General features: G+C 59.5%; 19 protein-coding genes. 11 read left to right on the top strand and 8 right to left on the bottom strand.

From position 1 onward, the window contains the following. Positions 1–141: 141 nt before the first annotated feature. The 11 genes from CCGE531_RS33895 to CCGE531_RS33845 all read left to right on the top strand — a co-directional run bounded on the left by CCGE531_RS33895 (position 142) and on the right by CCGE531_RS33845 (position 12,610). Positions 142–1,350, top strand: a complete 1,209-nt coding sequence (locus tag CCGE531_RS33895; protein ID WP_120671266.1) for an ABC transporter substrate-binding protein — start codon at positions 142–144, stop codon at positions 1,348–1,350. A gap of 110 nt (positions 1,351–1,460) precedes the next feature. After that, the gene (locus CCGE531_RS33890) at positions 1,461–2,213 is read left to right on the top strand and encodes an enoyl-CoA hydratase-related protein (RefSeq protein WP_348633862.1); all 753 of its coding nucleotides are present in this window, start codon (positions 1,461–1,463) and stop codon (positions 2,211–2,213) included. Positions 2,214–2,279: 66 nt separating this feature from the next. Beyond that, on the top strand, positions 2,280–3,035 hold the full coding sequence (locus tag CCGE531_RS33885) for an SDR family oxidoreductase (protein ID WP_120671211.1): 756 nt from the start codon (positions 2,280–2,282) through the stop codon (positions 3,033–3,035). Positions 3,036–3,058: 23 nt separating this feature from the next. Then, positions 3,059–4,597: a class I adenylate-forming enzyme family protein gene (locus CCGE531_RS33880; protein WP_120671210.1), complete on the top strand. Its 1,539-nt coding sequence runs from the start codon at positions 3,059–3,061 to the stop codon at positions 4,595–4,597. Positions 4,598–4,611: 14 nt separating this feature from the next. Then, the gene (locus tag CCGE531_RS33875; RefSeq protein ID WP_120671209.1) at positions 4,612–5,772 is read left to right on the top strand and encodes an iron-containing alcohol dehydrogenase; all 1,161 of its coding nucleotides are present in this window, start codon (positions 4,612–4,614) and stop codon (positions 5,770–5,772) included. Then, on the top strand, positions 5,772–6,215 hold the full coding sequence (locus CCGE531_RS33870; RefSeq protein ID WP_120671208.1) for a thioesterase family protein: 444 nt from the start codon (positions 5,772–5,774) through the stop codon (positions 6,213–6,215). Before CCGE531_RS33875 ends, CCGE531_RS33870 begins: the two co-directional genes overlap by 1 nt. Before the next feature lie 24 nt (positions 6,216–6,239). After that, entirely contained in the window at positions 6,240–7,697 is a 1,458-nt protein-coding gene (locus CCGE531_RS33865) for an NAD-dependent succinate-semialdehyde dehydrogenase (protein ID WP_120671207.1), read from the top strand. A gap of 3 nt (positions 7,698–7,700) precedes the next feature. Further along, positions 7,701–8,285, top strand: coding sequence for an adenylate kinase (locus CCGE531_RS33860; RefSeq protein WP_120671206.1), 585 nt, complete (start codon positions 7,701–7,703; stop codon positions 8,283–8,285). A 44-nt stretch (positions 8,286–8,329) separates the two neighbouring features. Next, complete coding sequence (locus tag CCGE531_RS33855) at positions 8,330–9,325, top strand: XdhC family protein (protein ID WP_120671205.1); 996 nt, start codon at positions 8,330–8,332, stop codon at positions 9,323–9,325. 709 nt (positions 9,326–10,034) lie between these two features. Then, on the top strand, positions 10,035–11,150 hold the full coding sequence (locus CCGE531_RS33850; protein WP_120671204.1) for an NAD(P)-dependent alcohol dehydrogenase: 1,116 nt from the start codon (positions 10,035–10,037) through the stop codon (positions 11,148–11,150). Between the two features lie 29 nt (positions 11,151–11,179). After that, on the top strand, positions 11,180–12,610 hold the full coding sequence (locus CCGE531_RS33845; RefSeq protein WP_120671203.1) for an aldehyde dehydrogenase family protein: 1,431 nt from the start codon (positions 11,180–11,182) through the stop codon (positions 12,608–12,610). A gap of 210 nt (positions 12,611–12,820) precedes the next feature. Here CCGE531_RS33845 and CCGE531_RS33840 read toward each other — a convergent pair whose 3' ends face one another. The 8 genes from CCGE531_RS33840 to CCGE531_RS33805 all read right to left on the bottom strand — a co-directional run bounded on the left by CCGE531_RS33840 (position 12,821) and on the right by CCGE531_RS33805 (position 20,758). Beyond that, a complete protein-coding gene (locus tag CCGE531_RS33840) occupies positions 12,821–14,098 on the bottom strand; it encodes a DUF3422 domain-containing protein (protein WP_120671265.1) in 1,278 nt (425 codons plus the stop codon). A 141-nt stretch (positions 14,099–14,239) separates the two neighbouring features. Further along, entirely contained in the window at positions 14,240–15,094 is an 855-nt protein-coding gene (locus tag CCGE531_RS33835; protein ID WP_120671202.1) for an NAD(P)-dependent oxidoreductase, read from the bottom strand. Between the two features lie 100 nt (positions 15,095–15,194). Beyond that, a complete protein-coding gene (otnC, locus tag CCGE531_RS33830) occupies positions 15,195–15,842 on the bottom strand; it encodes a 3-oxo-tetronate 4-phosphate decarboxylase (protein WP_162944180.1) in 648 nt (215 codons plus the stop codon). After that, positions 15,839–17,113, bottom strand: coding sequence for a 3-oxo-tetronate kinase (gene otnK, locus CCGE531_RS33825; RefSeq protein ID WP_120671200.1), 1,275 nt, complete (start codon positions 17,111–17,113; stop codon positions 15,839–15,841). The genes otnC and otnK overlap by 4 nt, the downstream gene beginning before the upstream one ends. 3 nt (positions 17,114–17,116) lie before the next feature. Continuing rightward, on the bottom strand, positions 17,117–18,595 hold the full coding sequence (locus CCGE531_RS33820; RefSeq protein WP_120671199.1) for an aldehyde dehydrogenase: 1,479 nt from the start codon (positions 18,593–18,595) through the stop codon (positions 17,117–17,119). Between the two features lie 14 nt (positions 18,596–18,609). Then, positions 18,610–19,320 (bottom strand): haloacid dehalogenase type II, encoded by a 711-nt coding sequence (locus CCGE531_RS33815; protein WP_054185500.1) that lies wholly within the window; start codon positions 19,318–19,320, stop codon positions 18,610–18,612. Then, positions 19,317–19,646, bottom strand: a complete 330-nt coding sequence (locus CCGE531_RS33810) for an antibiotic biosynthesis monooxygenase (protein ID WP_120671198.1) — start codon at positions 19,644–19,646, stop codon at positions 19,317–19,319. The genes CCGE531_RS33815 and CCGE531_RS33810 overlap by 4 nt, the downstream gene beginning before the upstream one ends. Then, positions 19,643–20,758: an isocitrate/isopropylmalate dehydrogenase family protein gene (locus tag CCGE531_RS33805; protein ID WP_120671197.1), complete on the bottom strand. Its 1,116-nt coding sequence runs from the start codon at positions 20,756–20,758 to the stop codon at positions 19,643–19,645. Before CCGE531_RS33805 ends, CCGE531_RS33810 begins: the two co-directional genes overlap by 4 nt. Positions 20,759–20,768 lie beyond the last annotated feature (10 nt).

Here is a 20,768-nt window from a genome sequence, read left to right as displayed (position 1 = left end):
TGCAAATTCTGTCTATTTTACCATAGCACCCTACAGTGGCGGATCATATGTCGGCGTCTCGCTGACCATAAGTATGATAGCGCAAGTTTAATTAAAGCGCTCGCGGAGGAGCTGCAGCGCCGGATCTGGGAGGATGGAATGTTGAAGCGTCTACGAATTTTGCTGTCTTGCGCCGGGGCTATCGGCGCCATGTGCGTTCAGGTCCAGGCCCAAGATTCAGGGCCGATCCGGATCGGCGTCCTGACCGACGTTAGCGGCCAGTTCTCGCACGAGGCCGGCGAGGGCGCGATTGCCGCCGTCAAGATGGCGGTCGAGGATTTCGGCGGCAAGGTCCTCGACCGTCCGCTGGAGGTCGTCGTCGCCGACCATCAGAATAAGCCGGAGGTGGCCGTGGCCACGGCCCGCGAATGGTATGGCTCGCAGGGCGTGACGATGATCAACAACCTGATCAATTCGGGCATAGCTCTGGCTGTCACGCAGGTTGCCAAGGATGAGGACAAGATCGCCATCGTCAACGGCTCCGGTTCGTCACGCCTGACGAACGACGGCTGCACGCCGAACAGCATCCATTACTCATATGATACCTATGCGCTCGCCAACGGCACCGCCAACGAACTGATCCGGGAAGGCAAGAAGAACTGGTACTTCCTAACTGCCGACTACGCCTTCGGCCACGCGCTCGAGGCGGATGCAAGCCAGATCGTCAAGGCAAACGGTGGAACCGTTTCCGGCGCCGTCCGCTATCCGATCGAGACTGCCGACCACAGTGCCTTCATGTTGCAGGCGCAGGCATCGCCCGCCGATGTCGTAGCCATGGCCGGTTCCGGTACGACCTTCGTGAATGCGGTCAAATCCGCCGCTGAATTCGGGCTTGCCTCGTCAGGCAAGACAGTTGCCGGCCTGCTTGTCTGGGATACGGACGTCCACTCGCTCGGGCTCGAAACGGCGCAGGGCATGATCCTGACAAATGCCTTCTACTGGGATCGCGACGACGAGACCCGGGCTTTCGCCAAGAAGTTCGAGGCGCGCGTCGGTCGTCCGCCGCATATGGGCGACGCAGGGGACTACTCCTCGACCATGCACTACCTGCAGGCCGTCAAGGCCGTCGGCACGACGGACACCAAGAAGGTTATGGCGAGTATGAAGGAGACGCCGATCAACGATTTCTTCGCAAAGGGCGGCAAGATCCGCGAGGACGGCCGGATGGTGCATGACATGTACGTTTACCAGGTAAAGACGCCGGCCGAATCCAAGAGCGAATGGGACCTGTTGAAGCTTGTCACGACCATTCCCGGCGACAAGGCGTTCCGCCCGCTTTCCGAGAGCCAATGCCCTCTGGTCAAGAACTGAACGAAATAGAGTGCCCGGCTTTCTTGCGCCGGGCACGCCCACCGCGATGGCATGGGCCCGCTAGTCCGGGGTCAGCAGGGAAGAGAAGAGCAGAAATGAGTGATATTCTAGTGGAGAAATCCGACGGTATAGCCACCGTCACACTGAATCGGCCCATGCAGCGCAACGCTGTGACCTTTTCGATGTGGTGCGAGCTCGCGGAGCTATTTCGTCAGTTCGACGGTGATACGGATATTCGCGCTATTCTGCTGATGGGTGCGGGAAGCGATTTTTCTGCCGGCGCTGATATTAGCGAGTTCGAGACGGTCCGGGGGGGAGTGGAGGAAAGCACACGCTACGAGGTCGCCGTCGATGCGGCGGGTGACGCCATCTACGAGGTCTCCAAGCCCACGGTTGCGGTTGTGCGCGGTTATTGCTTGGGTGGTGCTGCGCATCTTGCCATGTCCTGCGATTTTCGGATCGCGGAAGAGAGTGCCACCTTCGGCATTCCCGCCGCCCGTCTGTCGATCGTCTATGGCGTCTCCGCGACCCGCAAACTGTTTTCGCTGGTCGGCGTCAGCGAGGCAAAACGAATTCTATACTCGGCAAGTCGATTCACCGCGCGCGACGCGCTTGCCACCGGTTTCATCGACGAGCTTGCAGCGGATGCGCACTCTGCGGCCCTGGAACGTGCCAATGCCATGGCCGCCAACGCTCCCCTGACGATCAGGGGTGCCAAGTTCATCCTCAACGGCTGTGCTCGGGGGGATCTCGACCGTGTCGAGGCGGAAAGACTGATCGACAAGGCGAGTTCAAGCCACGACTACGCCGAAGGACGCAAGGCGTTCGGCGAGAAGCGCTCGCCGCGGTTTCTGGGCCGATAACGGTTTTTGGCCTCATTCACCAATTCGCTGCGAAGGCAGTAATTCAAGTATCAAGGAGACAATGCAATGGAGACCAATCTCAAGGGCAAGGTGGCGTTGGTCACGGGCGGTGGCCGGGATGTCGGAGGGGATATCGCACGCGCTCTCGCTGCCGAAGGCGCCGTCGTCGCGGTGAACTACAGCCGTTCCAGGGATGAAGCTGAGGCCGTCGTCACATCCATCGAGGCGGGCGGCGGAAAGGCAAAAGCCTACCAAGCGGACATCAGCGACAATGCCCAGGTCAAGGCGATGATCGCCGCCGTCAAGGCGGACTTTGGCACGGTCGACATTCTCGTCAACAATGCCGGTTACGTGAAGTACCAGCGGTTCGTGGACTCGACCCCGCAAGACTGGAAGCAGCAGATCGACGTGTGTCTCTACGGCGCGATCAATTGTTGCCATGAGGTGGCGCCGCTGATGATCGCGCAGAACTCCGGCCGCATCATCAATCTCGTCGGCGACAGCTCCCGTATCGGCGAAGCCAACCTTGCACTTGCCGCCGCCGCGCGCGGCGGCACGATCGCGCTCGGCAAGTCGCTGGCCCGGGAATTCGGCCGCAACAACGTCACCGTCAACACGGTCTCGCTCGGCCTGATCGAGACCTCCCATTCGGACCCGGAATTCCTCGAGAAGAACCGGGAGAAGATCGTCAAGGCCTACCCGTTGCGCCGTATCGGCAGGCCCGACGATATCGCCCCAATGGTCACCTTCCTCGCTTCGGAAACATCGTCCTGGGTGACGGGGCAGGTGATCAGTGTCAACGGCGGCTTTTGCATGGTCTAACGGGAGGATTGGGAGGAGCCAAGATGATACGTTACGATTTGATCGCGCCCGTCGGCGAAATCCTTCGGCGAAATGCGCGCCTTTATCCTGAAAAAATGGCGTTCGAGGATAGGATGCGTTCGGTTTCCTATCCGCAGCTCGATGCGGAGACTGAAGCCCTGGCTTCCCACCTCGTCGCTCGTGGACTTCGGCAGGGGCAAGCCGTCGCAATATTCCTGCCGAATTCCGTCAACTGGGTGGTCGCCTGTCTCGCCGTCGTGCGCGCCGGGGGCATCTGCGTCCCGGTAAGCATTGATTCCACCGAAGCCGAGCTTGCATACCGCATCATCGATGGCGGATGCGCGGTGCTCGTTGCCCTGCCGGAGAAACGGACGATGGCGGACGCGGTCTTGTCGCGGCTAGACAGGCCTGTCCTCGTGATCGATGCGGACCCGGCCTCCGGATTTTTAGGGATGGAGCGGCCGCAGTCGTCCGGTTTCGAGGACGACCGGGATGTCGATCGGCCGGCCTATATCGTCTACACGTCGGGAACGACCGGGCAGCCCAAGGGCGTGCTTCTCTCGACACGATCCATGCTGTGGGTGACTGCCGCCTGCTGGGCGCCGATCGCGGGGTTGGACGAGAACGACGTCGTCCTCAATACGCTTCCGCTCTATCATTCCTATGCGCTCAACATCGCGGTCCTCTCCATCATCGCGCTTGGCGCCAGCGAATACATCATGGAGAAATTCTCGACTACGCAGGCGATCGAACTGCTACGGTCGGGACGCTTCACGTTCATGCCCGGCGTGCCGACCGTCTTCCACTATTTCCTCTCCGCATGCCAAACAAGCGGCGAGAAACTGTTGTCGTCGGTTAGGCTTTGCGTGTCGGCAGGTGCGATCCTTCCCGGCACGCTGAACAACGACTTCGAGGAATTCTTCGGCGTCGCCCTGCTCGACGGTTACGGCATTACCGAGACCTCCACGATGGTGACGATGAACTGGCCCGGCCGCTGGCGTGTGCCAGGTTCCTGCGGCCTTCCGCTTCCCGGCGTCACGGTCCGGCTGGTCGATCCGAAAACCGGCCTCGACGTTCCGGTCGGCAGCGAGGGCGAGCTGATCTGCAAGGGGCCGAACCTGATGCAGGGCTATCACAACAAACCACAGGAGACCCGAAAAGCCGTCGTCGACGGCTGGTATCGCACAGGCGATCTCGCCAAGGCCGATGCGAACGGCTTCCTGACGATCACCGGCCGCCTGAAGGAGTTGATCATTCGCGGCGGACAGAACATCGCGCCAGCCGAGGTCGAGGAGACGATCCTGCTCGATCACGCCGTCATAGACTGCGCCGTCATCGGCATGCCGCATACGATGCTGGGCGAGGTTCCGGTGGCCTGTGTCGTTCTCAAGGATGCCGAGGCTTTCGATCAGGCAGCCCTCCTTACCCACTGCAAGGAGCGCCTGTCTGCCTACAAGGTTCCTGATCGCATCTACATCGTCGAAGAAATACCTCGGACGGGATCCGGCAAGATCCTGCGCGTGAAGCTGCGCGACAGCCTGCCTGCCGCGTGCGGGAAGTGACAGAGGAGATTTGTATGAACCCTTTCATATTCACCACGACGCCGCAGATCGTTTTCCGGCCGGGTGCAGCTGCCGGGATCGGCGACATCGTCAAGAAGAAGCTCGGTCAGCGCGTCCTGTTCGTGACCGACGCCGGTCTGCGCAGGCTCGGGCTTTGCGACCCGGCTCTGGCCTCGCTTGCAGCCTCGGGTATCGAGGTGACCGTGTTCGACAGTGTCGAGGCCGATCCGTCTCTTGCGACCGTGAGGGCGGCATCGGACATGGCGAGGCCTGCGGGTGTTACCGGCATTATCGGTTTCGGCGGTGGGTCTTCGCTTGACGTTGCCAAGGTCGTGGCTCTTCTTTGCGGATCGGGCGAGGACATCGACGAGGCCTGGGGTGTCGGCAACGCGAAGGGGCCTCGCCTGCCTCTGGTGCTTGTGCCGACGACTGCCGGGACCGGATCCGAGGTCACGTCGGTTTCGATCATCACCGTCGGCGGAGACGAGAAGCGCGGCGTGTCGTCGCCGATCATCCTGCCCGATATCGCGATCCTCGATGCCGATCTGACGATAGGCCTTCCCGCCCATATCACGGCGGCCACCGGCATCGACGCCATGGTGCACGCGATCGAATCCTATGCCTCGAAAAGCGCCAACAACAATCCGCTGTCGAAGATGCTGGCGCGCCAGGCGCTTCAGCTGATAGCCGGGAATATTGAGAGGGCCGTGTTCGACGGTCAAGACCGCGCCGCGCGCGGTGCGATGCTGCTTGGCTCGATGCTTGCCGGGCAGGCCTTCGCAAATTCGCCAGTGGCCGCAGTGCATGCGCTGGCTTATCCGATCGGTGGGACCTTCCATATCCCCCATGGCCTATCCAACGCGCTGATTCTTCCGCATGTTCTGCGGTTCAATGCACCCGATGCAGCCTCGGTTTACGCGGAAATCGCTACCGATGCATTTCCGGATCTTGTGTCGGAACGGGAGGATGAGGGGCGTTGCGCCGCCTTCATCGAGCGGCTTGCCGGACTGTCGGAAAAGCTCGGGCTTCAGTCACGGCTTCGCGACGTCGGCATCGGCGAGGAGCATCTTGTGGTGATGGCGCGCGACGCCATGAAGCAGACGCGCCTCCTCGTCAATAACCCCCGCGAGGTGAGCGAGAGGGATGCGCTCTCGATCTACAGGGCGGCCTGGTAATGGCGAAGCGCGAAACTCCCTCACGACGCTCTGATTACAAGGTGTTCCGCACGACCGGCCTGCGCTGGGCGGACAACGACACCTACGGACACATGAACAACGTGGTGCATTACACGCTCTTCGATACCGCGGTGAATGCCTTTCTCATCGAAAACGGCGTGCTCGACATCAAGGCCGGCACCGAGGTGTTTCTCGTCGTGGAGACGGGCTGCCGCTACCATGCCGAAATGACCTTTCCCGATCAGGTGACGGCAGGCATTCGGGTGGCGAGGCTAGGCAGTTCGTCGGTTCGCTACGAGATCGGCCTGTTCCGTAACGATGAAGACGTGGCCGCAGCCGAAGGCTTTTTCATCCATGTCAACGTCGACCGCCTATCGCGCCGACCGGTTCCGTTCGGCGACAAGGCCAGGGAGCTGCTTGAGCCGCTTCTGGTCGAAGCATAACTTTGTTCAAACAAGGATAACCCCATGGCAGTTCCCACTCTCAAAGATCCATCGCTGCTGCGCAGCCAGTGCTTCATCGGTGGAGAATGGCGCGACGCCGACGACGGCAGGGTGATCGATGTCACCAATCCCGCTGACGGTTCCGTTGTTGCAAGCGTTCCCCGAATGGGGGCCGGTGAAACGCAGCGCGCCATTGAGAGTGCCGAACAAGCGCAGTCCGCATGGAAGGCGCTTTCCGGAAAGGAACGCGCTGCCGTCCTGCGGAAATGGTTCGAGCTTCTGATCGAGAACCAGGACGACCTTGCCGCCATCATGACGGCTGAGCAGGGCAAGCCGCTCACCGAGGCCAAGGGTGAGATCGCCTATGCGGCATCCTACATCGAATGGTTCGGCGAAGAGGCGAAGCGGATCTACGGCGATACCATTCCGGCTCCGGCAAGCGACAAGCGGATCGTCGTCATCAAACAGCCGATCGGCGTCTGCGCCGCGATCACGCCCTGGAACTTCCCGGCGGCGATGATCACCCGCAAGGCCGGTCCGGCGCTGGCGGTCGGCTGCACCATGGTCATAAAGCCGGCGAGCCAAACGCCGCTCTCGGCGCTGGCGTTGTGTGTTCTTGCCGAGCGCGCAGGGGTACCGAAGGGCGTGCTCTCCTGCGTCACCGGATCGGCCGGAGAGATCGGCGAGGAGCTGACCTCCAATCCGATCGTGCGCAAGCTCAGCTTCACCGGCTCGACGGAAATTGGCAAGGTGCTGATGGCCCAATGTGCTGCGACCGTAAAGCGGACCTCGATGGAGCTTGGCGGAAACGCACCGTTCATCGTTTTCGACGACGCCGACGTCGAGGCTGCCGTCAAAGGCGCAATCGCGTCGAAATACCGCAATGCCGGCCAGACCTGCGTCTGCGCCAACCGCTTCCTGGTCCAGAGTGGGATCTACGACGCCTTCGTGACCCGGCTTTCGGAGGTCGTATCCCGGCTGAATGTCGGCGATGGATTTGCTCCAGGCGTGCAGATCGGGCCGCTGATCGACGACAAGGCCCTCGAAAAGGTCGAGGAGCTTGTTTCGGATGCGCTTCGCCACGGCGGACGGGTAGCGGCCGGCGGTCGACGGCACCCTCTTGGACGCAGCTTCTATCAGCCGACGGTGATCGCCGATGTCTCGCCGGAATCGCAGATTTTCGGCGAGGAGATTTTCGGGCCGGTCGCGCCGATCTTCCGTTTCGAGACCGAGAGCGAGGCTATCCAGCTCGCCAACAAGACGCAATTCGGGCTTGCGGCCTACTTTTATGGTCGCGACATTTCCAGGGTCTGGAGAGTTGCGGAAGCGCTTGAATACGGGATCGTCGGGATCAACGAAGGGATGATCTCGACCGAGGTGGCGCCGCTCGGTGGCGTGAAGGAAAGCGGAAACGGGCGCGAGGGGTCCAAGTACGGAATGGATGACTATCTCGAGATCAAATATCTGTGCATGGGAGTGTAAGGAGTGGCGAGACTTGTTTTCATTGGACCTCCCGGGGCAGGGAAAGGGACCCAGGCCGAACGGCTTATACGAGAGCGAGGCCTGTTGCACATCTCGACCGGTGATTTGCTTCGCGACGCGATCAAGGCACAAAGCCCACTTGGCGTTCAGGCGAAAGCCGCTGTCGATTCGGGCAGGCTCGTGCCCGACGAGGTCGTCATAGGCCTGGTAGAGGAAGGCCTTGAAAATGCTGCCGGCCGGGCTGGCTACATTCTCGATGGTTTTCCGCGGACGGTCGCACAAGCGAGCGCACTAGAGGTACATCTCGCCGAGAAAAATCTGCCACTGGATCACGTGATGCTCTTCGACATTGCTTTCGAACTGCTTGAAGCTCGCATCAAGACGCGGGCAGAGCAGTCACGGGAGGCTGGAGGGGGCAGCCGCTCAGATGACAATCCGGACGTGTTAAAGCGAAGGGTAGAGGAGTTTATCCGCGCAACGGCGCAGCTGTCGCCATTTTACGAGCAACGCGGACTTCTGCGCCGGATCGACGCAAGGCAGGACGTCGAGGCAGTCGCTGCCGCCATTGCTTCGACCATAGGCGGGTGAGCGTCTCTTTAGGAGGGAAAAGTGACCTATCGCTGGAGGAAGCCTTGGCGGCAAGGAACCCGATGATGGACCCTGTCGTCCCCGCGATAGGCCTCTCGACAGACGAGCCTCTTGAAATTTTGCGTTATGCTCGCGCCTCGGTCCAGGCGGGGATAAGGACTGCCCTTGTGACCTTGGTTGAGATCCAGGGCGGCTCGGCACGCCCGCTCGGCTCGCAAATGGTCGTCAGGGCGGATGGGCTCTACTGCGGCTTCGTTTCTGGTGGCTGCACAGAGAACGCCGTTGCAGCAGAGGCGTTGGAGGTCCTGCAAACCGGGCATGATCGATTCCTGCGGCTCGGCGAAGGGTCGCGGTTTTTTGATATCGTTCTTCCGTGCGGAGGAGGGATCAATCTCGCTATCCACCGGCTGCATAACATCAAGCAATTGGAGGAAGTGATCCGCGAACTTGAGCTAAGACGGGGAACAGCTCTCAGATATAGTCCCGCCTCGCAGCGACTATCGGTCGACCGTCAGTTCCGTGTTGCGTCGCAGTGGGATGGTGAGGATTTCGTCATCGCCTATCAGCCGACCACTAGACTGCTCGTTTGTGGCCGCTCGATCGAAGCGACCGCAACGGCAGACGTCGCGCGCGCCGCCGGGCTCGACAGCCATCTCGTCGACGGGCAGATGACGGTGAGTTCTTTAAAGTCATTGATCGACCCATTTACTGCGGTCGCACTGCTCTATCACGATCTGGAGCGGGAGATGCCGCTCTTGCGGCTCACGCTCGACAGTCGGCCCTTCTATATCGGCGCTCTGGGAAGCCTACGCACGCACGGTAGGCGGGCCAAAGCTTTGGCGGACTACGGCTACAGCGAGGCCGACATTGACCGTATCAGGGCTCCAATCGGAATTTTCGGCAAAGCCAAAAGTGCGTCTTCTCTGGCATTGTCGATCGTCGCAGACGTCGTCGCGGCCAGAATGACTGCAAAATTCCAGACGCGAAATACGGTCGCCTGGCAGGATATACCTGAAGAAGGACGCGCCGAGCGGTCGTAACCGGCTTGGGCGGAACGACTTCGGCGCAGGGCCGCCCTATTCGGAGCGCTCACGGAGTCCGAACATTGGTCTCTCCATGTCTTGCGCCGTCTCAGAGCCTGACGAAGCCTTCATCCACAACTGTGTCGCTGAGCGGGTGCCCCCACGCGCCAGCTCTGCAACACGTCTCGTAGGCGGAGGTCCGTTTCCCCTGTTGCTTCGGCCGATTCGGCGAGGGCAGGGTTGGCGTAAAAGAAGCGCACCGAAACGACGCTGCGTTTGGTTGTCGAATTGGTAGGAATCAATTGCGCTAATGAACTTTATTTGGCTGCGGCAGGCATATGGAAAGGCCTTAATGAGCGCCAAAAATATTCCGAAATATGAATTCGCAATCCCCGCTTAACGCACAGAGTTGCCACTGAGTCACTTCTGATCGGCACTTTGGCGCCATTGACACAATTGTGGCCGCCTTTCAAAAGTTCCGATTTCCGATTGAATAATTTTTGTAAAGTAACTTGCACTATTGGACTTTGTGTTCTAGCTTCTCTTGGCGCTCGACAAGCTTGACAATCAGGCGAATCCAAATGGGGGAGGAGAGTTCTGCGCGTTTCGCCAGAGGTGGAGATGGGCAGGTTGCCCGTCTTGTGGGCGAAAAGCGTCATATTTCTCATCACGGAGGAGGGGTCGTGCGCGGGAATGAAATTGTGTTTGCAACTGGGAGAGAGGCAACATGTTCGAATGCACATCGGCCGTTGTAAGAGGCAAATCGCAGCCGTTCGAAATCACAAAACTGGAACTCGAAGATCCGCGACCCGATGAGGTTGTGATTGAAGTCGTCGGGGTTGGCGTATGTCACACTGACATAGTTGTCCGAGACCAATACTACCCGACACCGTTGCCTGCTGTCCTTGGACACGAAGGTGCGGGCGTTGTGCTCAAGGTCGGGTCCGCAGTAACTAAAGTGGTGCCCGGCGATCACGTGGTGCTAGCATTTGGTTCATGTGGCAAGTGTGAGAACTGCCAGAAAGGTGAGGCGGGCTACTGTCTCGAATTCTTCGGTTATAATTTTGGCGGTGGCCGGAGTGACGGCTCGACGCCTTATCACTGCTGCAACGGTGAGCGCGTCAGCGGCTGCTTCTTCCGCCAGTCTTCCTTTGGAACGCATGCACTCGCTACGGAACGCAACGTCGTCAAGATCGATAAGAGTGTTCCGTTGGAGATCATGGGCCCCTTGGGGTGTGGCATCTCAACGGGCGCCGGCACGGTTATGAATGCGCTTCGCCCTGTTGCCGGGACAAGCATCGCAATATTTGGGGCAGGCTCGGTCGGCCTCTCCGCCCTTATGGCTGCCAAAGTTGTTGGCTGCACGACGATCGTAGCGGTCGATATAAATGATGAGCGGCTCGAGTTGGCGAAGGAGTTAGGGGCAACTCATGTCATCAACGGCCGAACCGGCGATGTCGTAAAAGCCATACAAGAATTGACTGGCGGTCTAGGTGTCCACTACTCACTCGAGTGCACTTCTATCCCAGCGGTTTTCCGACAGGCCGTAGACTGCTTACGGCTAACCGGAGTTTGCGCCCTGGTCGGCGCCGCTGCTCTAGGCACGGAAGTGACCTTCGACATGAATAGCATTCTGTTTGGGCGCACCATTCGCGGGGTGATTGAAGGAGAAAGTGTACCTGACACTTTTATCCCTCAGCTCATCGAGTTGTGGAAGCAGGGGCGATTCCCCTTCGACAAGCTTATCGAGTTCTATGACCTCGACGAAATCAACGAAGCTTGTGCTGCCTCGGAGAGCGGCAAAGTACTGAAGCCTGTCCTGCGCCCGCGGAAATCCGCCTGATTCCCTCTTCATTGAATAGGAGCGACGCTATGAATTTTGATAGTGATTATACAATGACGATCGGCGGCGTGGCCGTTTCCGCCAACAAGACCGCAGCTGTGGTCAACCCGGCGACCGAGGAGATCATCGCCAATGTCCCCTCTGCAGGCCGCGAAGAACTCGACGCGGCAGTCGTAGCGGCCCGCGCGGCATTTCCCACATGGAGCAAGAGGCCGCCAGCCGAACGCCAGGCGCTTGTGGCGGCAATTGGCGAGAGGCTAGAACAGCACAAGGAGGAGCTTATGCGCCTTCTAACCCGCGAACAAGGCAAGCCTCGTTCGGGAGCCGAATGGGAATTAACCGGCGCAATTATCTGGTGCCGCGAGATTGCCAAGCAGGAATTGCCTATTCACATCGCTGAGGATTCGGCGGAACGCACCGTCGAAACGCGGCACGTTCCAATTGGTGTGGTTGGAGCGATCACACCGTGGAACTACCCAATTCTTTTGGCCATTTGGAAGGTACTCCCTGCACTTCTTGCAGGCAACACCATCATCGTTAAACCATCACCATATACACCACTCGCCACGCTCAAGATCGGTGAGATGATGCGTGATGTCTTGCCTCCAGGAGTTCTCAACGTCGTATCCGGCGGAAATGAACTTGGGCAATTGATGACCAATCATCCCGACATTGGCAAAATCTCCTTCACAGGTTCCACCCAAACCGGCAAGCGTATCATGGAAAGAGCAGCCGGAACGTTGAAACGCATCACCTTGGAACTGGGCGGCAACGATGCGGCGATCGTTTTGCCAGATGTCGATCCGAAGGTCGTTGCCAAGGAAATATTCTGGGCGGCTTTTCAAAATAGCGCACAGCTTTGCGTTGCGGCGAAGAGACTATTTGTTCATGCCGACATTTATGACGCGTTGAGTCACGAACTGGTTGAGTATGCCAAGACGGTGAAGCTTGGAGACGGATCAGAGCAGGGCGTCGATCTCGGCCCGATCCAAAATAAAATGCAGTTCGAGAAAGTAAAAGATCTTCTTGCCGATGCTCGCGACAAGGGACTCAAGTTCCTGCTCGGGGGCGATGTACCGGATGGCAAAGGTTATTTCGTGCCCGTTGCAATAGTTGACAATCCCCCCGATGATTCTCGGGTCGTCGTAGAGGAGGCATTTGGGCCCGTATTACCCTTGCTCAAGTTCTCGGATCTGGACGATGTGGTTATGCGTGCCAATGACACAATCTACGGGCTCGGAGGATCAGTTTGGTCGTCCGACCCCTCCGCTGCTCGCAAGATAGCCGAGAGGTTAGAATGCGGAACGGTGTGGATCAATGAAATCCATGCCTTCTCGCCGCACGCTACTTTCTCAGGGCACAAGCAGTCCGGTATTGGTGTGGAGAATGCGATCCAAGGGCTTTTGGAATTCACTAACGCACAGACGATCGTTACAAAAAAGCTAGCGACGGCTGCGTGAGGTTCGTCCACGCAGGGCATCTGTGTTAACCGCTGATGCATCTTCAAGATAGGATTTGATTTAAACCGTTACGTAGGCCTACCGCCCGCGTGACGGCCAATTCCGCAGGGCGAATGATATGGCGGTCAACATCAACTACGATGGCTTTCACGCGAAAATGTTGGTGCCTGCCATAGCCTCACTAATACCCACCGCGACTAGGGCCCGAACTTAGCTCTCTGCTTTCAAAGCATGCTTAACGCGGAGGATGGTGATAGCAACAGCTCCCACAACTACCGGAACAGCAACGAGCATAATCACCGGGTCGATATGGAACCCTGCGTGGTCTGCCGTTTCATATACGAACTTCAGCAGGCTCAACAAATAGTAGCTGATTGCAATGATCGAAAAGCTTTCGACCGCGCGCTGGATCTTGACCTGCGTCGCGGCGCGATCAGCCATCGCCTGGATCTGTGTCGCGTTCTGGAACTCGATCTCGACCTGAATTCGGGTTTGCAGCAGGTCGAGGAGGTGCATCGCAGCCCTCGATAGGTGCTCAAGCCTCAACGCGGTTGCTTCGCAGGTACGCACCGCTGGCTTGAACCGTCGCTCCACGAAGGTACCGAAGCGTTGGAAGCCGGCGACATGAGTTTCCCTTAAAAGCGCGATCCTCTCCTCAACGATTTTGGCGTAGGCTGCCGTTGCGCCGAACCTGTTTCTGGTCTCGGCGGTGGCCGAGATGACATGGGATGAGAGAGCGGTGATCTCCTCGAGCAATTGCTTATGCTGATGTGTGGGCGTACTCAAGTTACGATTGGTGAGCTGAACGAGTTCCGCGTCATATTCGCCGAGAAGCGGGGCGAGACGACGCGCCTCCGGCAATCCGAGAAGCGCCATCGATCTATAGGTTTCGATCTCGAAGATGCGGCGTACCATGCGCCCCAGGCGATGTGCGTTCAGGTCCTTGTTGAACAGGATAACTCTGCTTGAATTGTCCTCTCGAACGCGAAAATCGGAGCAAACCTGCGCCGCCCCGCCGCCGATTGATGAGGCGGCGGTATCGCCGAAGTCGAAGTTTTTCAGCACCGGTCCCAGCTTGTCCGGAGGGTTCCCGAGGACAAGGATACTGACGCGGCAAACGAGCAGCGGAGAGCTCAATCCTGCGAGCTTGGCAAAATCACTTTCAAGGAGGTCAGATTCCGGCCAGCCCCCGGGCTCGCTGTCTAGTTTCCGGACGCGCGTAACCGTCACGAATTCAGTGTGCCGTTCGACTCTGACTGAAATCGTGCCGTCAGCTTCGAGACTGTCGTGGAACTCCTTGATCACACCGTCTATGGGCATGAAAGCAACCTGCTCAACAATTGCCGGACCGTTGAAATAGATCGACGGTCGAGCGTGAAGCTCGGAGTTGAAGTCTGCCGTCCGCTGTTTGAAAGCAGTTGGACGAGAGATCCGTACACAAGGAGACGTCGTTGCCGACGCCTCTTCTTCCGCACCCTTCGAAATCACGTCTATGTTCCCCATTTCAGAAGTGCAAAAACCGGCGAACTTTATGAAGCGAATGCAAGCAACTTGGAAGCCCGCCCAGGTATGATAAATTTGCTAGTCCGCGTTCGGCCTTCTTTTGAAGGGTCACAGCAGCTCAAGCAGCTAGGAGACCCCCGCTGGTGTGTCGCGCCAGCTGTACTTCGGGCGATATCCTAGGACTTCTCGGGCCATTTGGCTTGAGACAAGACTGCCATGTTCACCAATTTGTCCTTGGACTGGTACATTGGGATAATAAGCGGCCATAAGGGCACGTGTGGGCCGCGCCAACACGGTATCATCTGCTGCGATCACGAAGTGATGAAAACCATTGAGGCTTGCGTTCAGCGCAAGCGAAATGGCCTGGGCACAGTCTCGGCTGTCGACATAGGACCACAGGTTCCATTTCTGAACGTCGGGATTATCTCCGCAAGCTCTCATTTCATCATATTGGTGGGGCTCTTTCACCCAAGAAAACCGCAGGCCGATCATCTTGAGCGCAGGATCCCACCGGCAGAACTCGGCTGCGACGGCTTCGTCCACAAGTTTGGAAAGGGCGTAACTACTCTCAGGTTTCGGAGTCACTTTATCATCGACCGGGAAGTAGTCAGGCGGCTCGTCAAACGGGATGCCCAGCAAGGTCTCACTGCTGGCAAAAACAATGTTCTTTATGCCTGCGATCCTTGCCGCTTGAAAGACATTGTAGCTGATGGCGGTATTGGTGTGAAATATGTGCGTGCTCGCAGCGACTTTCGCGCCTACGATCGCAGCAAGATGGACGATGCCATCAATCCCGGATTCGATATCGGCAACCGCATCAAGGACCTGGCCGTAATCCCGCATATCGACGCGGGCGAACGGGCATTTCATGTCGGATGACGGGACCTCGTCGATGCCGATGACCTCGTGCCCCTCTTCAAGAAGGCGTTCAATCGCAGCGCGCCCGATTCGTCCGCTGCTTCCAGTGACCAGAAGTTTCATGACATATCTCCTTTCGTGGGTCGCTCAATGGCAGGAACGAGGGTGCAGGTTACGGCGCCCCAGACTCGCTGGATTCCTATTGGTTCGTAAGACGCCCTTGTCAGCTCGAGAGATTGATCAAGGTGATCCTCTCCTCGGCGGTGAGCGGCCGGATCTCGTGGTTCTGCAAGAGCAAAAAGAGCTTCGCCGTTTCCTCCAACTCCTCTGTCGCGTACTGGGCGTCCTTTAGGGACTTGCCCGCGACGACAGGTCCATGGTTTGCCATCAACACCGCATGATGGTTCGCGGCGGCGGCTCCCACCGCCGCCGCCAGCGCTTCGTCGCCGGGAGGAAAATACGGCACGAGCGGCAGGAAGCCGACACGCATTACATAGTAAGCGGTCAGGGGCGGCAGAACGTCGCGCTCGTTGACCTGCTTCAGCAAGCTGACGGCTACCGAATAGGTTGAATGCAGGTGGACGACGGCTCGGCGATTGTCCTTGCCGCAATACATGCACTTGTGGAGGAACGCCTCCTTGGTGGGTTTGTCACCTCCGACATGCACGCCTTCCGCCGAAAAGCAGGAGAGCCGCGCTGGATCGAGGACGCCCAGCGAAGCGTTGGTGGGCGTCATCAGAATGCGACCGTCCGACAGACGGACGCTGATGTTGCCGGTCGATCCTGCGGTTAGCCCGCGGTCGAAGAGCGAGCGGCCGACCTCGACCATCTCGTCGCGGACCTTCGTCTCTTCGGATATGGAGCCCATCATCGTAGCCGGTCCCAAGCATTCATGAAGAAGTCCCGTTCGCCGAAGTTGCCGGACTTCAACGCGAGCGACAGAGATCGCCCCTGGCTCTTTGCGTGTACCCACGGAACTCCGGGGGCGATTTCGTTGCCGATCGAGAGCTGGTCGACGCCGAGCGACTTCACCACCGCTCCCGACGTCTCGCCGCCGGCGACGATGAGATCACTCACACCCTTCTCGACGAGCCTTCGCGCGATTGAGGAGAGGGCGGCCTCGACCATCTCGCCAGACTGCGCGACGCCCAGCTGGCGTTGGTTTTCCTTCACCTCGTCAGGCAGAGCCGTCGCATAGATGAGAACAGGCTTGCGGCCTAGGCGAGAAGACGCCCACTCGACGGCCTCGCCGACGACGTCGCCTCCCTCCGCCAGCTTCGAGAGGTCGACGCGAAATCCCTCGTGGTCGGCGAGCATCGCCTTTACCTGTCCGTTGGTAGCGACCGAGCAGCTACCGGAGACGACGGCTCTGTAGCCTTCGTCCAAGTCAGTCGTAACGGCAGCGTCGCGACTGTTCCCGCCGGCAAGAAGAACACGGGCCAGCCCATAGGCCAGGCCCGACGCCCCGGTGAATAGCACGAGATCCTTGAACGCCTGGGCAATCTCGACAAGGTCCTCGTCAGCCAGGGCGTCAACGACGACAATACGCGTGCCATCGCCGTGAATGGGGGCGGCCCATACGGCGATGGCGGACGCCCCCTGCCTCACCGTCTCGTAATAGCATCCGGTGATTTCGGCCCGCGACTGCGGCCCGAGCACCCGCAGCAGGTTCGCGTCTATCATCGGCGTCAGCGGATGATTGCGCATGCCGGACTCGTCCAGCGGCACGTCGCCGACGAACAGGTTGCCCTTGTAAACCGTCCGGCCGTTGGCAGGGAAGGCCGGGCAGGCGATTGTTATAGATTGGCCAAGCTCCGCAAGCATCGCATCGGCGACCGGGCCGATGTTGCCCTTGGCCGTGGAATCGAACGTCGAGCAATACTTGAAGTAGTACTTCTGCGCGCCACGGCCACGCAGCCATCGCAGCGCGACCAAGGACTCCTCGACCGCCATTTGCGGACGCGTCGTTCGAGTCTTGAGGGCGACAACGATCACGTCGGCGTCAATGTCCCGGTCGTCTTCAGGAACGCCGATCAGTACCGTCGTTTTGAGGCCGGCCCGCGCGAAGACGTTCGCGACGTCGGTCGCTCCCGTGAAATCGTCGGCCACGCAGCCGACCAGCAACTTTCCGGCGACCACCATGGATCACCTCATGATGAAGGGGTTGGCGACGTCTTCAGCAGTCGAGATCATCACGCTCTTCGTCTGCATGTAGTTCTGGATCGAGGCGATGCCATTCTCGCGACCGATGCCGGAGTGCTTGTAGCCTCCGAGGGGCGACATGTAGCTGATGACGCGGTAAGTGTTGACCCAGACCGTGCCAGCCTGGATGGCGGCCGAAACCTTCAGGATACGACGCATGTCCTGGGTCCAGAAGCCCGCGGCCAGCCCGTAATTGGTGTCATTAGCAATATGCACGGCTTCCTCATCGCTGTCGAAGGGGATGACCGCTAGCACCGGGCCAAAGACCTCCTCCTGCGCGATGCGCATGTCGTTTCGGACCCCGGAGAAAATCGTAGGTTCGACGAACCAGCCCCTGGAGAGCTCGGGATTGTCCGGCCGCCCCCCACCGAGAACGCATTCAGCGCCTTCGCCTTTTGCGATGTCGATATAGCCCAGGATCTTCTCGAGTTGCGGCGGCGTCGTCACGGGGCCAACCTGCGTCGACGTCAATAGCGGATCGCCCATTCTCGCTGTTTTTGCGAGGTTGACAATCTTCTCGAGGAACTGGTCGTGGATCTTGCGCTGTACGAGCAGTCTTGAGCCCGCAATGCATGTTTGTCCGGTGGCAGCGAAAATGCCGGAGATCACCCCGTTCACAGCATTGTCGATCTCCGCATCGTCGAAGACGATGTGCGGGCTCTTGCCGCCGAGTTCAAGCGTAACCTTCTTGAAGTTGCGCGCTGCAAGCTCGCCGATCTTGCGCCCGGTGGCTTCGCTTCCCGTGAAAGCGATCTTGGCGACGTATTTGTGGGTGGTCAACGTCTCGCCGACATCCGCGCCGAAACCTGTGACGACGTTAAAGACGCCCGCGGGAAAGCCGGCCTGTTCGACAAGCTTTGCGAACTCAAGTGTCGAAGCAGACGTGAACTCCGAGGGCTTTGCCACGAAGGTGTTCCCTGCGGCGAGAGCCGGCGCCAGCTTGTAGGCGAGCAGCAGCAGAGGGGAGTTCCACGGCGTGATCCCGACGCAGACGCCGAGCGGCTCGTTTCGAGTGAAGTTGAAGGTGTCCGCCTTGTCGATCGGGATGACCGCTCCTTCGATCTTGTCCGCCAGCCCGCCGAAGTAGTAGTACCACTGCGGGATGTACTTGAGCTGAAACAGCATCTCGTTGATGAGCTTGCCGTTGTCCGTAACCTCGATCGTCGCGAGATGCTCCGCATTCTCGGCGATCAGGTCGCCAAGACGCCGAAGAAGATGTCCGCGGGCGCTCGCGGTGAGCTTCGGCCACGGACCGCTCGTGAAGGCGCGGTGCGCAGCCTCGACTGCTCGTTCGGCGTCTTGCTTGCCGCCCTTCGGAATAGCGGCCCAAGCTTGCCCGTTGAAAGGGTTCTTCGTCTCGAACGTGTCTCCGTTGGCAGCGTCTTCCCACTTGCCGTCGATGAACATCTTGTAGGTCTGCATTGTCTTTCTCTCTTCTAGCATCCGAGTTGTCGAGCGAGGTCTTCGAGATCGTCGGCGACGTAATCCCAGCCCTGCTCGGCTGTGAGGTCGGTGGTCTGACCCTCGCCGTATTCGGTGGGTCTTGCGATGAATGCGGTTCTAAGGCCAAGGCTGCGCGCGGCGGCAAGGTCGTAGTTGTGGGCAGCGCACATCATGACGGCCCCGGGCTCCAGATAAAGGAGTTTGCAGACCCCGAGGTAGGTCTCCGGATCGGGCTTGTAGTGCTGGAAAAGCTCGCAGGAAAACACGTTGTCCCAGGGCAAGTCGGCATGCTTTGCCATGTTGACGAGAATCGCGACATTGGCGTTGGACAGCGGGCCGATGATAAACTTCGACTTCAGCCGGTGCAGCCCGCGCGATGCGTCGGGCCAGCCGTCCAGGCGATGCCAGACCCTGTTGACGTGCATCATCCGGTCGTGGTCGAGTTCGGCCAGTCCCATCTCTGCGAACACTGCCTTCAAGGCATCGAAGTGGAGTTCGTCCAGGTTCGTCCACGGCAACTCGCCGCTGCGCACCCGCGCCTTCTGGGGATTGTAACGGTCTCGCCAGCGGTCGACGAGGCCGGCCCAGTCGATCTGCAGGCCCTCCGCCGCGCCCCAGCCGGTGAGATCGCGGATGATGGAGGCCCGCCAGTCGACGACCGTGCCGAACGTGTCGAAGACAATGGCCTTGACGCCGCTAGTCATCTAGCGCCCTCCTTCTTGTGGGACGAAACGCGCTCGAACGTTTCCACTCGCTTTTCGGCCACCCAGTCTCGAACCATCGCATCAAAGCTCAGAAAGTGCGGCGTCTTCAGGTGGAAGTCGAAATCGGCTCTTGAACCGTAGACTTCATAGAGGTAGGTGCGCTCCGGCCGCTCAGGATCGCGGCAGACATCGAACACTTCGCAGTTCGGTTCGTCGCGTAGCGACGTCGCGGCATTCTCGATCATCTCCGCATGGAAATTATCGGCGAACTGACTTTGAACGACGAACTCTACGACCACGACGAAGCCTGTGGATGCCGGACTCATGCGACCTCCTTGCGAACGGCACCCAGAGCGCCGATCACGCTGCGCGTCATTTCCGCGCAATTGGCGCTTCCGCCATACTCCATTGGAACCGCGGTCTTGGTCGACAAGGTGTATTCGACCGCCGCCTCGATCAGCCCGGCGGCGTCAGCAAGCCGCTGATCGCCGTGCTTTACCGCCAGCCAGTCGAGCATCATCGCTCCCGACAGGAACATTGCGCCCGGATTGGCAACGCCCTTGCCCGCGATATCGGGAGCGGTCCCGTGTGCCGGCTGGAAGAGGCCGTGGGTATCACCGATGTCCGCCGAAGGGGCCATCCCCATGCCGCCGATCAGGCCGGCCGCAAGGTCGGAAAGGATGTCGCCGAACATGTTCTCGGTCACCAGCACGTCGAGCGTCCACGGCTTCTTCACCATGTTGAGCGCCAGCGCGTCGACATAGGCATAGTCCTTCTGCAACTCGGGGTGCTTGGCGGCGATCTCATCGAAGACCTTCCGGAAGAAAGCCATCGAACTGAAGACATTCGCCTTGTCGACGCAGGTCACCGTGCCGGGCTTGCCGCGACGTTTGCGCTGGGCGGCGAGCTGGAAAGCGAATTCGGTTACGCGCTCGGTGCCGGCCCGCGTGATCTGCATCGTGTCGTAGGCCTCCTGGTCGTTTAGGACCTCGCCGCGGCCGCGCGCATAAAACAGGCCTTCTGTCTGCTCGCGGACCAGCACGAAGTCAATTCCTTCGGCGCGAGGATCGGAAAGCACTTTCGGGAGACCGGGAAACCACCGGATCGGACGGACACCCGCAAATAGGCCGAACTCCATGCGCAGGTCGAGCTGCGGAATGATTTCCGTTCCGTCCGGGAAGCGGATGTCGGGCCAGCCCATCGCGCCGAAGAGGATTGCGTCGGATGTCCGGCAGGCCTCGAGTGCGGCGGCGGGCAGGGCCTCGCCGGTTTCCGCGTAGTACTGCGCACCGGCCTGATGCGTCTCGAACACGAGCGGTGGCGCGCCCGCCTGGCCGATGGCGGCGTCGATCAATTCCAGGCAGGCAGGCATGACTTCCCTGCCGATCCCGTCGCCGGGAAGGACCGCGATCTTGAGGGTGTTGTTCAACGATGACATTTGAAACCTG

The organism is Rhizobium sp. CCGE531, from assembly GCF_003627795.1.
Classification (GTDB): domain Bacteria; phylum Pseudomonadota; class Alphaproteobacteria; order Rhizobiales; family Rhizobiaceae; genus Rhizobium.
This window is presented reverse-complemented; position numbering and strand designations above follow the sequence as displayed.